Origin of the sequence: Moorena producens 3L (assembly GCF_000211815.1) — a bacterium.
GTDB classification, from domain to species: domain Bacteria; phylum Cyanobacteriota; class Cyanobacteriia; order Cyanobacteriales; family Coleofasciculaceae; genus Moorena; species Moorena producens.
Genome location: NZ_GL890815.1, coordinates 24,544 through 41,136, shown reverse-complemented (window position 1 = coordinate 41,136; position 16,593 = coordinate 24,544). Strand labels below are relative to the sequence as shown.

Sequence of the window (16,593 nt, the reverse complement as noted above, 5' to 3'; positions counted from 1 at the left end):
CTAGTTATTTTTATACTGTTGTTAATCAAGAAGGGAAAATTGAAAATTTTCAATGGTCAATTGCCAAAGGGATTTACGCGAATCTGTTAAGACTCTGACGCCAGCGGCTACCCAGCCATAACAACCCACCGATAGCAAGTAATCCTCCAGTAGTAGAAGATTCTGGCACTTTCTCGACTTTAATACGTGCTATCTGGTAGCCATCCACTGTGAAGTCACCTTGAGCAAATGTCTCAGTTGATAAAATCGGTCCACCTGGGATAAAACCTGGATGCAGGGTGACAACTCCGTTTTCTGGTGTACCGGTATCAGGAATAGTTTGACCGAAGAAGGCAGTAGTCGTCTGCTGCTCGTCGTTAACTTCCGTACCTGCATCCAGAACTTGAGAACCGAGAACGGTAAAGTCAGCTCCAGTGAAATTACCTTCTTCATCAAAAATCTCAAAAGCCAAGGGGTTGCCATTAGCAATGAAAGCATCATTACTGGGAAGAATCATTGCTGCGTAGCTGAAGTAACGGCTAGTAGAATCTACAGTAAATGTGGCTTGGGCAATATCCCCAGAAGCAACTGGACCATTTGGACCAGGAATTACCCCATCAACTGAACCCGCACCACTAGCAAAAAACTCTTGACTAAGCACTGCTGCATTGCCATCCTCTGCAATCCGCTCAAGTCCTGGTGAAGCTGCCTCACCCCGATCATAAATATCAAACAAACCATTATGAAAACCAACCCAGACTGGAGTCAATAACGTGCCGTTTTCCGGTGCCAGGCTTTCAATTGTCACCTTAAGGGTGGCTGCTGTTGCCCTAGATGCCATGGCTAGTGTAGAGGTTACCGTAACCATGGTCACGATTTTGAGTGATTTAATAATTGAATGCTTCATGGTGATTCTGATCAATGAGATCAATATGGTAGATTTGTCAATGAGTGTGTTGCTCAACTATCTATACAGCTACATCATTATCCGTAGAGTGTAAGTATTCAGCTATCAGCTAATGCGCTACGCGCACGCTACGCGAACAGCTAAAGGCCTTGGCCGTTGGCCACGCTACGCGAATGGCCACGCTACGCGAACAGCTATTAGATGCTTTAACTGCTCGGGGTTGGATGAGTAAAACAAGCAGGGATTTTCAAGCAGCCGTATCAGCAGCCCCAGCTTGTTTACTACCGACCGTTGATTAGCTGACGACTGACGGCTGATAGCTGAATGCTTACCGTAGAGTTAATCAGCTAAGTGTTCAAAACTTAGTGTTCAAAACTGATTTTGCTGGCACCGTATCAAGTGGTTAATCCTAGGTTAGTAGCTTGACTAGAATTATTGGTTTCTTGGTTTAATTGTTGCTGAATAGAGGCTGAAAATTTGCTGATAATTTACTGATAATTTTCCGCCTCTCTCAGCCTTGTCTCATGACGTGATATTATCTAGGGTTGACTACTTATGCTGGAAGGGTGTTCGTTAATTTAATTAAAATTAACCATTTAAAATTAACCATTTACAATGGTTAATTAACACATTACAGGTGACATATCACACTTACGTTGAAGATTTCTGTAGCGGTCGTGGTTCATCTTGAGCAACGACAATTAAATAGTCACCATTCTCAAGTTTATAATCTGTCGGTGGATTGGAGATAACATCTCCTTCAATTCCTTTTTGTACTGCTAGGACAATACTTTGATAGGCTTGCTTCATATACGTAAATACTTCCATAAAGGAACTACCCACCCGAGATTCAGGTATCGCAATTTTATAAAGCTTGTTGCCACTTTGAGTACTTAATATTTCAGAGACAACTTTGGTAATTCCATGGTTAAGAGCAGCTTGGGAAATGAGCATGCTACTTAACTCACTGCTAACGATTATTTCGTCAACCTTAGCCCGCTGACAGGATTTAACATGAGTTTCATCTACCAGCTCCACAACTGTGTAAGCGTTGGGATTAATACTTTCTACTGTCAGGGTAGATAGTATAACTTTGGCGTCGCGAGCTGTTTCATCTATGCTGTCATCCCCTAAAATTATAACAGTTCTAGCCTGGATCAAGTTGGCTCGATTCAAGGTTTCATCACATACGTTGCCCTTAATAAAAAACAAATTATTGTCTTCGATAGGCTTCCGGTCTATATTGGCAATTAAAATAATTTTATCATCTTGAGTTTTAGGAAACTTTCGCAACTCATTTATAATAAATTGTGCTCTAGAATTCCATTCGGAAATAATCAAGTGATTGTTAAATTTATAAGACCCCATACCTAGATCATTTTTAATTTTTTGATCGACAAAAATACCAGCGAGGGTAGCGGTGAAGATGGCTAAGAATCCAATCCCCACAAACATATCGAGAATAGCAATAAAGCGACCACCAACTGTGACAGGTGTGATATCACCATAGCCAACAGTTGTTAGGGTGACGATGCTCCACCAGAAAGCATCTGCTTTTGAGATATCTGGTTCCAGCCATGATATAGTGATGGTGTTAATAGTAATAATTATTATAATAATAATCATTACTTTATCAAGGTTTTCACTGCGCAAAAAATTCCAGAATTTTCGATTCCATAGTAAGATCATTTGACTTAGAGGTAATGGTTAGATCATGTCGGTTTAAGTAACTATAATATCCCTTCACGGGGATCTATTCTCGGGTAATGGCTAAGCTGCGGGTGCATCTAATTTATAGATTGAATCGGCAAGGGTGCAGGGGGGCTCAGGAGCTCGGGAGTGGGGTTTGGAGTGTTTCAAGTTTACTGAAAACTATACAAAAACTATACAATTTCAATCTGCGATCGCTCAAGCTGAAAGCTAGAGGGCGTTCGGCAAAGGTCTGAATGCTTAGGTTTAACATTACTATAGGAACGGATAGCGCTACTATTGTTAAGGAGTTTAAAGCCGCTGTCGGTCATGCCAAAATCCTCTAACCCCAACCACACCCAAGACCACACCCCTAACTCTGCTCAAAACACCATTCGGATTCGGGGGGCTAGACAGCATAACCTGAAAAATATTGATCTGGAACTGCCACGCGATCGCATTATTGTCTTTACTGGTGTTTCCGGTTCCGGCAAATCCTCCCTGGCATTCGACACTATCTTTGCGGAAGGACAACGCCGTTATGTAGAATCCCTTAGTGCCTATGCTCGTCAATTCCTGGGACAACTGGATAAACCGGATGTGGATGCCATCGAAGGCTTAAGCCCCGCTATCTCCATTGACCAGAAATCTACATCCCATAACCCCCGTTCCACCGTTGGTACAGTTACAGAGATTTACGATTACCTGCGATTACTGTTTGGAAGGGCTGGTGAACCCTATTGTCCCCGATGCGATCGCAATATTGCTCCCCAGACCATCGACCAGATGTGCGATCGCATTATGGAACTCCCTGACCGGACTCGCTTCCATATCCTGGCTCCCGTTATCCGAGGCAAAAAAGGCACTCACAAGAAACTATTATCCAGCTTAGCCACCGAAGGATTTGTGCGAGTCAGAGTCGATGGTGAAACCTTTGACCTCTCCGATACCATCGAATTGGATAAAAATTATACCCACAACATTGAAGTGGTGGTTGACCGTCTCATCAAAAAGCCTAGTATTCAAGAACGGATTACCGATTCCCTTGCTACTTGCCTAAAACGTTCTACTGGAATTGCAGTTATCCAAGTTTTAGATAATACATCAGCACAGCCAGCAGAGGTCAAATCTGATCATAATTATAAACGTACGGCTCGCAAAAAGGGTAGTTCATCTGACCAAGACCTTCCCCAAGAAATCGTCTTTTCAGAAAACTTTGCTTGCCCAGAACATGGGGCAGTAATGGAAGAATTATCTCCCCGATTATTTTCCTTTAACTCCCCCTACGGCGCTTGTCCATTTTGTCACGGTATCGGTAATTTACAAACCTTTTCTCCAGAACTAGTAGTACCTGACCCTACTCAACCCTTATATAGTGCTATTGCCCCCTGGTCAGAAAAAGACAACACCTACTACATCTCCCTACTCTATAGCGTAGGACAAGCCTATGGTTTTGAAATCCAAACTCCCTGGAATCAGCTAACCTCTGAACAACAAGACATCCTGCTCTACGGCACCGACGAAAAAATCTACATTCAAAATAATTCTGCTTATGGCAAAGAAAAAGGGTACTACAAGCGCTATGCTGGCATTATCCCGATCCTCGAAAAACAGTACAAAGACACTAGCTCTGAAGCATCAAAACACAAACTAGAGCAGTATTTAATTTATCAACCCTGTCCAGAGTGTCATGGTAAACGGCTCAAACCAGAAGCACTATCGGTGCGGTTAGGACAATATCATATTGATGATTTAACTAGTGTCTCAATTCGCCAATGTCGTCAACGGATTGATAACTTACAACTCTCCCCCCGCCAAGCTCAAATTGGTGACCTTGCCCTCAAAGAAATTAAAGCCCGATTACAATTTCTGCTTGATGTAGGATTAGATTATCTTACCCTTGACCGTCCAGCCATGACCCTTTCTGGTGGAGAAGCTCAACGGATTCGCCTAGCGACTCAGATTGGAGCAGGCTTGACTGGAGTTTTGTATGTATTAGATGAACCGAGTATTGGATTGCACCAAAGAGATAATGGACGGTTACTCACTACCCTGATCAAATTGCGAGATTTGGGGAATACCTTGATTGTTGTAGAACATGATGAAGAAACCATTCGCACTGCCGATCATATTGTCGATATTGGTCCGAAAGCTGGAATTCATGGGGGAGAAATTGTTGCTCAAGGGGATTTAGAAACTATAATAAAAAGTGAAAATTCCCTGACGGGAGCGTATTTATCAAAACGCCAAGTAATTGAAACTCCTAGTCAACGTCGAGAGGGAAATGGTCGTTCATTTGTGATTAAAAATGCTCATCGTAACAATCTCAAACACATTGAAGTAGAGATACCACTAGGGAAATTAGTCAGCATTACAGGTGTATCTGGTTCTGGTAAATCTACGTTAGTAAACGAATTACTTTACCCAGCATTACAACATCATCTGACTCGTAAAGTACCCTTTCCCAAACAATTGGATCAAGTTGAGGGACTCAACGCTATTAATAAAGCAATCGTAATCGATCAATCTCCCATTGGTCGCACTCCTCGGTCTAATACTGCTACCTATACAGGAGTATTTGATACCATTCGAGAGGTATTTTCTAAAACTATTGAAGCTAAAGCTAGAGGTTACAAGCCAGGCCAATTTTCATTTAATGTCAAAGGAGGACGTTGCGAAGCTTGTTCGGGACAGGGGGTGAATATCATTGAGATGAACTTTTTGCCCGATGTCTATGTACAATGCGATGTTTGTAAGGGAGCGAGATATAATAGAGAAACGTTGCAAGTGAAGTATAAAGGATATTCCATTGCTGATATTTTAAATATGCCAGTGGAAGAAGCGTTGGAGGTATTTAAGAATATTCCAAGAGCAGCATCTCGGTTACAAACCTTAGTAGATGTGGGGTTAGGATATATTCACTTAGGGCAACCAGCACCGACATTATCTGGTGGAGAAGCACAGCGGGTGAAGTTGGCAACAGAATTGTCACGTCGGGCAACGGGAAAGACATTGTATTTAATCGATGAACCGACAACAGGATTGTCATTTTATGATGTTCATCACTTGTTAAATGTATTGCAGCGGTTGGTAGATAAAGGAAATTCTGTTTTGGTGATTGAACACAATTTAGATGTGATTCGCTGTGCTGATTGGGTAATAGACTTAGGACCAGAAGGTGGGGATAAAGGGGGAGAAGTAATTGCCTCTGGAACACCAGAGGAGGTAGCAGAGCATCCTAATTCCTATACAGGGCAGTATTTGAAGGAGGTTTTGCAGGAGTACCCGCGACAGGAAGGACTGCTAAGTGCTTAGTGCTTAGTGGGTCAGTTATAGGGCATGTTTCAGGGATGGCTTTTCTGATGCGATCGCTATTTGAGTTTCCATCCTAGTTGAGGATGATGCTAGAGGGAAGAGATTGAGATGGCAAGGCGAGACATATACCACAATACGGTTAAGCGTGCCTTACAAAAGGATGGCTGGACAATTACCCATGATCCATTTCCCCTACAGATAGGCCACAAACGCTTATCTGCTGATCTTGGTGCGGAACGTCTAATTAGTGCTGAAAAAGGAATACAAAAAATTGTTGTTGAAGTCAAGAGTTTTGTAGGAAAGTCTGATGTAAAAGATTTAGAGCAGGCTTTAGGGCAGTATATCCTGTATCGTCAAGTCCTGGATGAAATGGGTGTAGAGCGCTGTCTTTATCTTGCCGTTTCTAGACTGACCTTTAAAAACGTGTTTACCATAGAATTGGGAAAGGTATTGCTAAGGAACCAAATTATTAAATTAATTGTTTTTGATCACGATAGTGAAACGCTGATTCAATGGATACCAGATTAAACTACCAAGACATCATCAAAAAAGTATTAATGGAACACGCTGAGTATCGTGCTTCCCTACCTGACAGCTATGACTCTAAAGTGCTTTTCGATGATCAGCGAGGACACTATTTAGTATTAGACATAGGTTGGAATGATGACCAGTACCTACACGCTACACCCATTCACCTAGATTTAATTGGTGACAAAATCTGGATTCAATACGATGATACGGAAGAGGGGATTGCTACCGATTTACTGGAAGCAGGTATTCCCGCAAACGATATTGTACTTGGTTTCCGCCATCCTCAAGTAAGACAATATACAGGTTTTGCAGTAGGCTAAAGGTGGAATGCAGAATGTAGAATGCAGAATGTAGAATGAGGTAAAATTCCAAATTCTAATATTCTAAATTCTACATTCTAAATTCCCTAATCCCTAATCCCTAATGACTGTCTATCTAGGCATCGATTTCGGAACCTCTGGCGCACGGGCAGTAGTGATCGACTCTGTTGGTACTATCTTTGCCGAGACTCAATATCCCTTTCCAATCCAAGCCATCACCATCGATACCGCAACACACTGGCAGAAGGTATTATTTTCCCTGATTGAGCAAATTCCCCAGTCAATCAAGGGTGAAATTAATGCGATCGCAATTAATGGCACCTCCGCAACAGTTTTGTTATGCGATCGCATCGGTCAACCTGTAGATGCACCCATCCTTTACAACGATCCACGAGGAGTAGCTGTGATGGAACAACTTAGAACCATTGCTCCTCCCAACCATGTCGTTTTAAGTGCTACCTCCAGCCTTGCCAAACTTCTCTGGTGGTATGACTGTACAGATCTGATCAGCAAAAGCTCTGCTGAAACTAATCCCCTATACTTCCTCCATCAAGCGGACTGGTTAGCCTTTCTATTGCATGGAAAACTAGGCATAAGTGATGATCACAATGCCTTAAAGCTCGGTTATAATCCTGAAAATCTTTGCTATCCTGACTGGCTCAAACAGCTACCGGTGTCACCCATGCTACCCAACGTCTTGGCTCCCGGTACACCAGTAGGAGTTGTAACCCCTGAGGTAGCTCACGGCTTGGGATTATCACCAGATTGTCTAGTCTGTACAGGTACCACCGATAGTATTGCCGCATTTATCGCTAGTGGTGCCAAACAACCAGGTGAAGCGGTAACCTCCCTTGGGTCTACCGTGGTATTGAAACTATTGAGTACCACTCCTCTAGAAGACGCCAAATTTGGGATTTACAGTCATCGATTGGGAAATTTATGGCTTACCGGTGGCGCATCCAACACGGGTGGAGCAGTACTACGCCACTTTTTCAGTGACAGAGAATTAGAAAGTCTCAGCTCTCAAATCGACCCGGAGCAAGAAAGTGCCTTGGATTATTATCCCTTACTTAGACCAGGCGATCGCTTTCCCATTAATGACCCTGATCTCCGGCCAAGATTGGAACCCAAACCCGATAATTCCGTGGAATTTCTCCAAGGAATGCTCGAAAGCATAGCGCGAATTGAAGCTAGGGGATATAGCTTGTTGCAACAGCTCGGAGCAAGTCCCTTAACCGGTGTCTATACTGCTGGTGGTGGTGCCAAAAATCCTACCTGGACAAGGATTCGAGAGCGTCAGCTCATGGTACCGATGTTGACATCCCTTCACACAGCGGCTGCTTATGGTACAGCACTATTAGCAAAGCAGGGATGCCTGTTAGAAGATCGGGTATAGGGTGATCGGCTAGAGGGTGACCGAGTGTAGGGTGACCGGGTGAGAATCTGCTCTGAGTCATCACCTCTGGCTCAACCTGACCATCATCTCTACTCCCGTTCGCCCTATACCCCACAGCTACTAACTTCTAGATAATCCCCATGTTAGCCAATCCTAAGATAGTGCCTAGTCCTAGGATGTGACCGAAGCTGGTGGTTGCCAGTAGGGCGGGAAGACCCATGCCACCGAAGAACTCAGGCATAGGCAATGCCGGACCTGCGCTAGGATTCTGGATAGTAGCTTTTCCGAAGGCAATCGCTAGGACATTGCAGACAATCATGATGATTCCGACTGTCGGGCTCCATTCCAGGGTGTTGGGAACGGCAGATGCAGCAGCAAGCAAGATTGAGTAAGTCAATTTGTGTTCTCCTGTTTTTGATAGACTCTTACAGTGATCTCTTAAAGATTTAATCTTTTATAAAGATTTTACCAGCACGGTCTCATAATTAATTTTTTTGGAAAAGTCGATTCCGTTGCCAGTCTTGCTTTGATTACCCTTGATTAGAGAGCGAAAGCCCGTGATTACTAGACTTTTGGGCGGTGGGATTCGGTAAAATTAAATCAAGCCTTTATGTAAATAATTGTTAAGTAATCCCTGGTTGCTCAGTCAATGTTTCGGTAAATTTACATAAATTAATAAAAGCGGGATAAACCCTGGATTGATCAATCAATCCGGGTTGACCGGATTAATTCATCCTGCATGGCTGGTGATATCTTACGCCTAGCGGCGAGTATCACTAGCCATGGGGGGTTAGCTTCCTCCGCTCTTATGCCCCACACCTCAATGCTACGCCATGAGTGTTTAAAGTTACCGTAAGGATAGGGTCGCCTTTATGGTTAGTCGGTTATGCGTAAAAGGGTTAAAACTTTGCCGATTTTGGCTCCACTATCCTAAGGTTTCGTCTCCAGGGATGAATCCCGGACAGGAACTCTGATAAACAGCCTGAAAAACGTTATACTGAAAATAGTAGGGAAAACAAATTAAGAGCTAACCGCCACCTGCTAAGTAAAAAAAAGAACTTTTTTTAATTGTTCCGGTGCGGAGGGGCATCCCGTATCGTTAATAAAGCTTACCGAGTAACCGAACGCGCCCCGCGTCGGCGAAAGCCGATAGCGATGGCTGGTGTTGGTAAGAAGCCCACACTCAACCTGACAAGGTGAGTGTGGGAGTATGTCACCTGAAACTATAATTATGCTGCTGACGGACGCATTACTTTTAGATTACAAACGCTGTCGGCGTCGAGCGTTTTTGGACATTTATGGAGACCCCACAGAGCAAGACCTACCCTCAGATTTTCTGCTGAAACTGCAACAGAAAAGCCGAGACCATAAACAACAGATTCTGGCTACTGTGCCCCACCACTCACCCCGCTACCCCAGAACAGATTGGCACGCTGCTGCACAGGCCACCTTGAAACTGATGCAACAAGGGACGGAGTACATTTCTGGAGGGGTACTGTTGATGCCAACTGGTGACGGGGTGACATTGCTATGTTTTCCTGATTTGCTGGTCAAACAGCCGGGACGTTCTAATTTTGGTGATTGGATCTATGTTCCCACCACCATTAAGCTCAGCAAACGACCCAAGCCAGAGTATAAAATCCTTACTGCTTTTCGTGCTCAGCTGTTAGCAGCAGTACAAGGACATTGGCCCACCACTGGCTCATTAATTTTGCGTAACCAAAAGTGCTACACCGTGGTAATAGAACGATGGGTGCCACTGATGGAACAACTGCTATCGGAATGTATTGAGACTCTATTGCAGCGACAAGAACCAGAGGTGTTCATTTCCCGTCAGCGGTGTAGTCTTTGCTGTTGGTATCACAGTTGTTATGCGATCGCTAAATCTGTGGAGCACATTTCCCTATTGCCTGGAGTAACACCCAGCCGCTATCGGGATTTGGAGGCTTTGGGAGTAACCACAATCGAATCCTTAGCCACGTCTACGATTACTGAATTAGAGCCCAGCTTTGGTAGCTCAGTAGCTTTCCAGTTGGTGCAGCAAGCCCAATCTCAGGTACAAAACCGGGTGCTGCTTTATCCCAAACATTACTTTAGTATACTTGAATACGAACAACTAGAGCGAGGGAATGGTAATGCCAAAATCTCGGCAGACCTCCCGAATCAAGACTCTTTACCGACAGCATCTGTTGAGCTTTATTTTGATATTGAAGCACAGCCTGATTTGCCCCTGGAGTATTTGCTAGGGGTGTTGGTGATTGATCGACGCACTGAAACAGAGACTTTCCATAACCTATTCGCAGAACATTCTTGGCAAGAAGGATTCATCTGGCTACAATTTTTAGACTTAGTTGAGCGTTATCCAGATGCCCCAATCTTCCATTTTTCCAAGTATGAAGTTGACACGGTCAAGCGCTTAGCAACCCTTTACCAAACTCCACGACAGATAGTTAAACCCCTGCTAAATCGTTTCGTGGATGTTCATCAAATAGTTATTGATACTGTGACCATGCCAGTGGAGAGTTATTCTCTGAAAAATTTGGCGAGATGCTTGGGCTTTGAGTGGCGAGACCCCGATATGACTGGCTCCCAATCTGTGTGTTTGTATGACCAGTGGTTACAAACAGGCAATCACTCTATTCTCGAAATGATCCAGCGCTACAATGAAGATGACTGCCGCGCTACATATCACCTCAAGGAGTGGCTAGTCAACTTTTTGTCCAACACTTTGTCCAACACTTTGCCCAACACTTTGCCCAATACGATTAACTTTCAAAACTTAGCATGAAGTTATGCAACAATTTATTAAGTTATTAGATTTTGTAATCTAGCTGACACACACAATGTATAGGTAGATGCTAAATTAAATCTAAAGGGGGCTTTCGCCATCATTGGATGGAGGGGAGCCCTCTCTAGAATTTTAAGAGGTCTAGAATTTAGAGGTCTAGAATTTATTGAGGTCTAAAATTTATTTGATAAGAGGTGATTAATATGCTTCCACTTTTTCTAATTCTTTTGGTAACTGCCCTAGGGAGCATCTTGATATCTTGGAGAGTCTCTCACGAAATCCCTCGCCTATTGGGAGTAGGCAGTACCATTGTCTGTCTAATATTTGGTTTTGCTATGGCACCTTGGCCAGTACAGGTTTTGATGCTCCTATTAATTCTTAGCCTGGAACGATTTTATCCATTCAGCAGAACAGCTTCAGAGGCAATCTTAATCTCAAAAGTCTCCAACACCAAAAGAGAATGGTGATTCTGCCATAGTAGTAAATAAGGTTTTTGGTCTTGAAAAAAAATAGTGAGCCCTAGGGTGCTTGATTCACGCACCCTATTGCTTAAGCCCTGGGATAGGTTATACTGATCACAGCCATAAACTGAGCCTTCGGTCATTGGTCGAGGGTAAGCTCAAGGCAAATCGGCTGAGAGCTCAGAGCTCTAAAGTGACTGCTCAAAGTATTTTTCGGTTTTTTCAAAAAAAGCCTTGACAAATACACCAGTCATAGATAACAATAGTAAATGGTTCAGAGATTGGGACTGTAGTTCAATTGGTTAGAGCACCGCCCTGTCACGGCGGAAGTTGCGGGTTCGAGCCCCGTCAGTCCCGTAGAAGAAATGTAGGATACTATCGACTCCTCCTAAAGATGATCCTGAAGATGATCTAGTCGGAGTAGTTGATTGTTGCAGGTACAATAGAGACGAAAAGACTATAGTAATTAGGTTCTTAGCAATCAGCTGTGACAGTTAGAGTCCGTATTGCCCCAAGTCCAACCGGAAATTTACACATTGGTACCGCTAGAACCGCTGTATTTAACTGGCTATTTGCCTGTCGCCACAGCGGTAAGTTTATTCTGCGCATTGAAGACACCGACCAAACGCGATCGCGAGAGGAATATACCCAAAATATCCTCGATGGTTTAAGTTGGCTGGGACTGGAGTGGGACGAAGGACCATTTTTCCAATCCCAACGTCTTGACCTTTATAGTGCTGCTATTCAACAACTCTTAGACCAGGGATTGGCTTATCGCTGCTACACCACAGCTGAGGAACTAGAACAACTGCGGGAAGCTCAAAAGGCAAGAAAAGAAGCCCCCCGCTATGACAATCGCCATCGAAATCTGACACCAGAACAACAAGCAGCATTTGAGGCGGAAGGGCGCAAGCCGGTGATCCGCTTTATGATTGATAATGACCGGGAGATTGTCTGGAATGATCTAGTCCGAGGTAAAGTCACCTGGAAAGGGAGTGACCTTGGGGGTGATATGGTGATTGCTAGGGCATCTCAAGAGAATGATATCGGTCAGCCTCTCTACAACCTAGCTGTGGTGGTGGATGACATTGATATGCAGATTACCCATGTCATTCGCGGTGAAGACCATATTGCTAATACTGCTAAACAGATTTTGCTCTATGAAGCCCTAGGGAGTGTAGTCCCAGAATTTTCCCATACACCTCTGATTCTTAACCATGAGGGACGGAAGCTATCCAAGCGCGATGGTGTAACCTCTATTTTTGACTTCAAAGCCATGGGCTTTACCCCTGAGGCGATGGTTAATTATATGACATTGCTGGGATGGTCTCCCCCTGATTCCACTCAGGAAATCTTTACCTTGGCTCAAGCCGCTCAAAAGTTCGGTTTTGAACGGGTTAACCCAGCTGGGGCAAAGTTTGACTGGGCTAAGCTGGATTGGATTAATAGTCAATATATCCACCAGATCAGTGCATCTGAGTTAGTGGACTTGTTGATTCCCTACTGGGAAAGTGCTGGGCACAACTGTGATCCTGTGGAAAATCGCCCTTGGCTGGAACGGTTGACTGCTATGATTGGGCCAAGTTTGACTCGCTTGCCAGAAGCAGTAGAGATGACTCGGATGTTCTTTACTGAGTCAGTTGAGTACACTGAGCAGGCCGTAGAGCAGCTGAAAAAAGCTGGTGCTAGTGAGGTGGTGCAAGCTATTCTTGAGCAACTGGGTAATTACCAACAGCTGAGTCCAGAGGAAGCTAAGCAGATTATTAACCAAGTCACAAAAGCGCAAAAGGTCAAGAAAGGATTGGTTATGCGATCGCTTCGTGCTGCACTAACTGGGGATGTCAATGGTCCTGATTTGATCGAATCCTGGGTATTGCTTCATCAGCAAGGGTTTGACCAAACTCGCTTGAAGGAGTCATTGCTTCAGGTTGCATGATCCCAACTGATAGGTAACTGATGGGTTACCGATTGGTAACCCATTTCTGATCCTGTTTAAGTCTATTGCACCCAATTGATTGAGAGGTTTCACTAGATGTATTACCCATCAATTCTTCTGCGGTAATTGGGGTTATTCTGAGAGTATCTAGAGGAACTAAAAACTCACCTTTTTGGAGCTTAATATCCAGGGCATCAAGGACAAACAAAAAATCTATAAGGCTCGCTGTTTGGTAGTCTTTAGCTTCATAGTCTATGATTTTTCCCTCGGTTAAACCAGCGATATCCGCCAGTTGTTTTTGGCTTAGATTAGCAGCTATACGAGCTTTGAGCAGAAGTTTTGGGAGATTTTTAATATCATCAAGTTTCAGAACAATTGGAGTACGATTGTCATGGTTGATGAGGGTTTCGTCTTCAGCAACTTCGGTTTTTAAAGCATTAAGATGACTTTGTAATGAATCGCGCTTAATCTTCCACCAACAATCATTTTTTTTGAGCTCTTCATCTTGAGCGTCATAAACAGATAAGTCAGATTCAAATTGACGAACTAATTCTTGGCTGTAGTCATACTGTCTTTGATTTTTAATCATGGTTCCCACCTCAATCCCTACGCAACTTTACATACCAAGCATTTCAGGTTGTTTCGTCGCCCCTTCAGGATAAACCCTCTATTTGAACTAGATGCCAAATTGCTCTTTAATACCTTGGATAAACGTCTTATCATCCAATTCTTTTCGATTAGCAACCATCATCCTGGCATCTTCGCCAGCAGTATATCGCAATTTATCAGTGCCGTCTGTCGCTGCTTCATAAATCACGTTAGCGACAACAATAGGCTCAGAAGCCTGATCAGGGAAAGATTCCATCGAATTGAACAGCTTACCAATTAATTCTTGATACTCAGTTAGGCTTTCATCGTTGCTCATATCAAGGGAGCGGCCAGCAAAATCAGTGTTGATAATGCCTGGCTCAATAATTTTCACTTTGCAGCCAATTGCTTCCATTTCAAAACTCAGACCTTCGGAAATCCCCTCAACAGCAAATTTAGTCCCGTTATATAATGAAAATAATGGAAAGGTCATTTTGCCACCAATCGATGAAATATTAATTAATATACCATCTTTATTTTGTCTGAAATGGGGTAGGATTGCTTTGGTTACATCTAACAGCCCAATAACATTAACATCAAATTGTCTTTTTATCTTTTCCCTGGGGGTTGCTTCTAAAGGGCCAAAAGCACCATAACCAGCATTATTTACCAAAACATCAATTTTAGCGAACTTTTCAATACCTAGCTGAATGGCTTTTGTAATTGAATTTTGGTCTAAAACATCTAGTCTTGTCACCAATACATTATCAAGGGTGGTTAGTTCTGTTTCCTGTTCTGGACTTCTCATGGTTGCAACCACGTTCCAACCTTTTTCCTGGAACAATTTTGCAGTTGCTTTTCCAATACCGCTGCTTGCTCCTGTAATTAAAATTGTCTTACTCATTTTGGATTCAAACTAATTTTTGTTATTTGACTATGACAATTCATGCTTGAATGTCGATTCAGTTTGATCCTATACTAACGAAGGGGGAAATTTCACTAGCAAGTTACGCCAAACTACATGCAACGTGCGCCAATCAAAAATTATTCACGTTATGTGACAAAAAGCGAAAAGATGACTGTTGTAAAAGACAGATAATGTATAAGGTACTCCCGACTCCCGACTCCCGACTCCCTAAAACCTAGGACGAAAGTACCTCACCGAATTGAGAACTGCTATAGCTCAAGCGCTAACTACCACTTGTCCGACAGGATGAGCCACACAAGTCAAAATCATGCCTTCCTTCCGTTCATCCTCTTCGAGAGCATCAGGTTCCTCGTCATACTCTACTTTCCCTTTTAGAAGCTTTTGCTTACAAGCACCACAGGCTCCCATGCGGCAACCGCTTGGTAATGCCACCCCTTCTTGTTCCGCCACATCTAGGATCACATCCTCTGCATCACAGGTGACTTCTTTCCCAGACTTAGCAAAGACTACAGTTGGTTCTGAACAGGTTGATGGTGATTTCACTAACTGTAGTTTAGGACGACCTTCTGCTTTGACTGGTTCAGGAGTCGGTGCTGCTGCTGTCTTTTTTGAGGGCTTTTTGCCACCAAAACTCTCTTCATAGTAGTTCTCCATCGGGAAGTCTAGACCGGCTAGCATGGCTTTCACCCCTGCCATAAAGGGATTCGGACCACAGACATAAATAATGCGATCGCGAAAATCAGGAGCCATCTCTTCCAGCATGGCTTGATTAAGTCTTCCGATATAACCCCACCAAGCTTGGTCTAGTTCTGGACGAGTGGTGGTAATAGCAGGCTTAAAGTTGGGGTGCAAAGCCGCCATCAACTCTAATTTCTGACGGAAGATGATATCTTTTGGGCTACGAGCGCTGTGGACAAAAACCACATCCACATCAGCCCCAATGTCACAAAGCCACTCAGACATGGACATCATCGGAGTAATCCCGCTACCTGCTGAAATGAACAGCAGTTTATTAGCAGAATGGTCAGCACAGGTAAATTTCCCCATTGGGCCATTTAATCTTACCTCGGATCCAACTTTGATGTTGTCGTGCAACCAGTTAGACACCAAACCCGCTGGTACATTAGGAGCATCCGCTGGTGCTGGCACTCGCTTGACGGTAATTTCCAAAGTATAAGGACGTGAGGGGGCTGACGAGATGGAGTAGGAACGCTTAACTGCTTTGCCATCAATATCCAAATCCAGAGTGACGAACTGACCTGGCTTGTAGCTGAACAACATTGGCGGGTCAGCGACAAAGCGAAAGGTCTTGACATCATGGGTCTGATCAATGATCTGTATACAGCGGACAGTAATCTTACCCTTAGTCCACCGCTTCATCCCAGTGCTATTGTCATCTACCACTGGCTTCTGTTCCTGGTTAGAATCATACAGCTGTAGTTCTTTGACCAGCAGGACAAAGTCACCGATGCGGATAATATCCTGTTCCCTCAGGAGCCAGTTCTGGTTAACATCCATCTCCTCATTATTGATCCGAGAGCCATCGGTGCTACCGAGGTCAGCAAAGTAATACTTTCTCCCTTGGCATAGGATTCTGGCATGTACACGACTCACTACAGGACTATCCAGAACTAGGTCACAACTCGGGTGACGACCAATAAGATACTCACCTTGAATCCCAGTTTCCGGTTTCAGAGTTTTTTCCTGTAACTCGTTGGTTTGAGAGTTGATAAGTATAGTTTTAAGCATGTTTCG

Annotated in this window: 15 protein-coding genes and 1 tRNA gene; 9 read left to right on the top strand and 7 right to left on the bottom strand. The window is 43.7% G+C overall.

The window, feature by feature from the left end; translation table 11 throughout:
- Positions 1-73: 73 nt before the first annotated feature.
- Positions 74-886, bottom strand: a complete 813-nt coding sequence (locus LYNGBM3L_RS00185) for a spondin domain-containing protein (protein ID WP_044491755.1) — start codon at positions 884-886, stop codon at positions 74-76.
- Between the two features lie 149 nt (positions 887-1,035).
- Between LYNGBM3L_RS00185 and LYNGBM3L_RS46835 the strand changes: the two genes are divergently transcribed.
- Positions 1,036-1,185, top strand: a complete 150-nt coding sequence (locus LYNGBM3L_RS46835) for a hypothetical protein (RefSeq protein ID WP_165691804.1) — start codon at positions 1,036-1,038, stop codon at positions 1,183-1,185.
- Positions 1,186-1,537: 352 nt separating this feature from the next.
- Here the strand turns inward: LYNGBM3L_RS46835 and LYNGBM3L_RS00180 are convergent, their stop codons facing one another.
- Both LYNGBM3L_RS00180 and LYNGBM3L_RS42520 read right to left on the bottom strand, forming a co-directional pair.
- Complete coding sequence (locus LYNGBM3L_RS00180) at positions 1,538-2,512, bottom strand: potassium channel family protein (protein WP_229414234.1); 975 nt, start codon at positions 2,510-2,512, stop codon at positions 1,538-1,540.
- A 257-nt stretch (positions 2,513-2,769) separates the two neighbouring features.
- Positions 2,770-2,907, bottom strand: a complete 138-nt coding sequence (locus LYNGBM3L_RS42520; RefSeq protein WP_154659628.1) for a hypothetical protein — start codon at positions 2,905-2,907, stop codon at positions 2,770-2,772.
- Between LYNGBM3L_RS42520 and uvrA the strand changes: the two genes are divergently transcribed.
- The 4 genes from uvrA to LYNGBM3L_RS00160 all read left to right on the top strand — a co-directional run bounded on the left by uvrA (position 2,906) and on the right by LYNGBM3L_RS00160 (position 8,137).
- Entirely contained in the window at positions 2,906-5,890 is a 2,985-nt protein-coding gene (gene uvrA / locus LYNGBM3L_RS00175) for an excinuclease ABC subunit UvrA (protein ID WP_008177551.1), read from the top strand. The genes LYNGBM3L_RS42520 and uvrA overlap by 2 nt on opposite strands.
- Positions 5,891-5,998: 108 nt before the next feature.
- A complete protein-coding gene (locus tag LYNGBM3L_RS00170) occupies positions 5,999-6,418 on the top strand; it encodes an element excision factor XisH family protein (RefSeq protein ID WP_008177549.1) in 420 nt (139 codons plus the stop codon).
- On the top strand, positions 6,403-6,741 hold the full coding sequence (locus LYNGBM3L_RS00165; RefSeq protein ID WP_008177547.1) for a XisI protein: 339 nt from the start codon (positions 6,403-6,405) through the stop codon (positions 6,739-6,741). Before LYNGBM3L_RS00170 ends, LYNGBM3L_RS00165 begins: the two co-directional genes overlap by 16 nt.
- Before the next feature lie 103 nt (positions 6,742-6,844).
- Positions 6,845-8,137, top strand: coding sequence for an FGGY-family carbohydrate kinase (locus LYNGBM3L_RS00160; protein WP_008177545.1), 1,293 nt, complete (start codon positions 6,845-6,847; stop codon positions 8,135-8,137).
- A gap of 127 nt (positions 8,138-8,264) precedes the next feature.
- On the opposite strand, the gene psaK is transcribed toward LYNGBM3L_RS00160, so the two are convergent.
- Positions 8,265-8,534 (bottom strand): photosystem I reaction center subunit PsaK, encoded by a 270-nt coding sequence (gene psaK, locus LYNGBM3L_RS00155; RefSeq protein WP_044491752.1) that lies wholly within the window; start codon positions 8,532-8,534, stop codon positions 8,265-8,267.
- Between the two features lie 834 nt (positions 8,535-9,368).
- On the opposite strand from psaK, the gene LYNGBM3L_RS00150 reads away from it, so the two are divergent.
- The 4 genes from LYNGBM3L_RS00150 to gltX all read left to right on the top strand — a co-directional run bounded on the left by LYNGBM3L_RS00150 (position 9,369) and on the right by gltX (position 13,322).
- Entirely contained in the window at positions 9,369-10,925 is a 1,557-nt protein-coding gene (locus LYNGBM3L_RS00150) for a TM0106 family RecB-like putative nuclease (protein ID WP_008177541.1), read from the top strand.
- A 203-nt stretch (positions 10,926-11,128) separates the two neighbouring features.
- Positions 11,129-11,392 carry a hypothetical protein gene (locus LYNGBM3L_RS39300; RefSeq protein ID WP_071986763.1) on the top strand — a complete coding sequence of 88 codons (264 nt, stop codon included), beginning with the start codon at positions 11,129-11,131 and terminating at the stop codon, positions 11,390-11,392.
- Between the two features lie 277 nt (positions 11,393-11,669).
- Positions 11,670-11,743: transfer RNA gene (locus LYNGBM3L_RS00140), tRNA-Asp, on the top strand.
- 130 nt (positions 11,744-11,873) lie between these two features.
- Complete coding sequence (gene gltX / locus LYNGBM3L_RS00135; protein WP_008177534.1) at positions 11,874-13,322, top strand: glutamate--tRNA ligase; 1,449 nt, start codon at positions 11,874-11,876, stop codon at positions 13,320-13,322.
- Between the two features lie 25 nt (positions 13,323-13,347).
- Here gltX and LYNGBM3L_RS00130 read toward each other — a convergent pair whose 3' ends face one another.
- The 3 genes from LYNGBM3L_RS00130 to LYNGBM3L_RS00120 all read right to left on the bottom strand — a co-directional run bounded on the left by LYNGBM3L_RS00130 (position 13,348) and on the right by LYNGBM3L_RS00120 (position 16,587).
- Positions 13,348-13,911 (bottom strand): helix-turn-helix domain-containing protein, encoded by a 564-nt coding sequence (locus tag LYNGBM3L_RS00130; RefSeq protein WP_008177532.1) that lies wholly within the window; start codon positions 13,909-13,911, stop codon positions 13,348-13,350.
- An 87-nt stretch (positions 13,912-13,998) separates the two neighbouring features.
- Entirely contained in the window at positions 13,999-14,814 is an 816-nt protein-coding gene (locus LYNGBM3L_RS00125) for an SDR family oxidoreductase (protein WP_008177529.1), read from the bottom strand.
- Between the two features lie 279 nt (positions 14,815-15,093).
- Positions 15,094-16,587 (bottom strand): FHA domain-containing protein, encoded by a 1,494-nt coding sequence (locus tag LYNGBM3L_RS00120; protein WP_008177527.1) that lies wholly within the window; start codon positions 16,585-16,587, stop codon positions 15,094-15,096.
- Positions 16,588-16,593 lie beyond the last annotated feature (6 nt).

Bases quoted from the DNA above. Each gene is read 5' to 3' on its own strand.
- LYNGBM3L_RS00185 (WP_044491755.1), bottom strand. From the start codon at position 886: ATGAAGCATTCAATTATTAAATCACTCAAAATCGTGACCATGGTTACG.
- LYNGBM3L_RS00180 (WP_229414234.1), bottom strand. From the start codon at position 2,512: ATGATTATTATTATAATAATTATTACTATTAACACCATCACTATATCA.
- uvrA (WP_008177551.1), top strand. From the start codon at position 2,906: ATGCCAAAATCCTCTAACCCCAACCACACCCAAGACCACACCCCTAAC.
- LYNGBM3L_RS42520 (WP_154659628.1), bottom strand. From the start codon at position 2,907: ATGACCGACAGCGGCTTTAAACTCCTTAACAATAGTAGCGCTATCCGT.
- LYNGBM3L_RS00170 (WP_008177549.1), top strand. From the start codon at position 5,999: ATGGCAAGGCGAGACATATACCACAATACGGTTAAGCGTGCCTTACAA.
- LYNGBM3L_RS00165 (WP_008177547.1), top strand. From the start codon at position 6,403: ATGGATACCAGATTAAACTACCAAGACATCATCAAAAAAGTATTAATG.
- LYNGBM3L_RS00160 (WP_008177545.1), top strand. From the start codon at position 6,845: ATGACTGTCTATCTAGGCATCGATTTCGGAACCTCTGGCGCACGGGCA.
- LYNGBM3L_RS00150 (WP_008177541.1), top strand. From the start codon at position 9,369: ATGCTGCTGACGGACGCATTACTTTTAGATTACAAACGCTGTCGGCGT.
- LYNGBM3L_RS39300 (WP_071986763.1), top strand. From the start codon at position 11,129: ATGCTTCCACTTTTTCTAATTCTTTTGGTAACTGCCCTAGGGAGCATC.
- LYNGBM3L_RS00130 (WP_008177532.1), bottom strand. From the start codon at position 13,911: ATGATTAAAAATCAAAGACAGTATGACTACAGCCAAGAATTAGTTCGT.
- LYNGBM3L_RS00125 (WP_008177529.1), bottom strand. From the start codon at position 14,814: ATGAGTAAGACAATTTTAATTACAGGAGCAAGCAGCGGTATTGGAAAA.
- LYNGBM3L_RS00120 (WP_008177527.1), bottom strand. From the start codon at position 16,587: ATGCTTAAAACTATACTTATCAACTCTCAAACCAACGAGTTACAGGAA.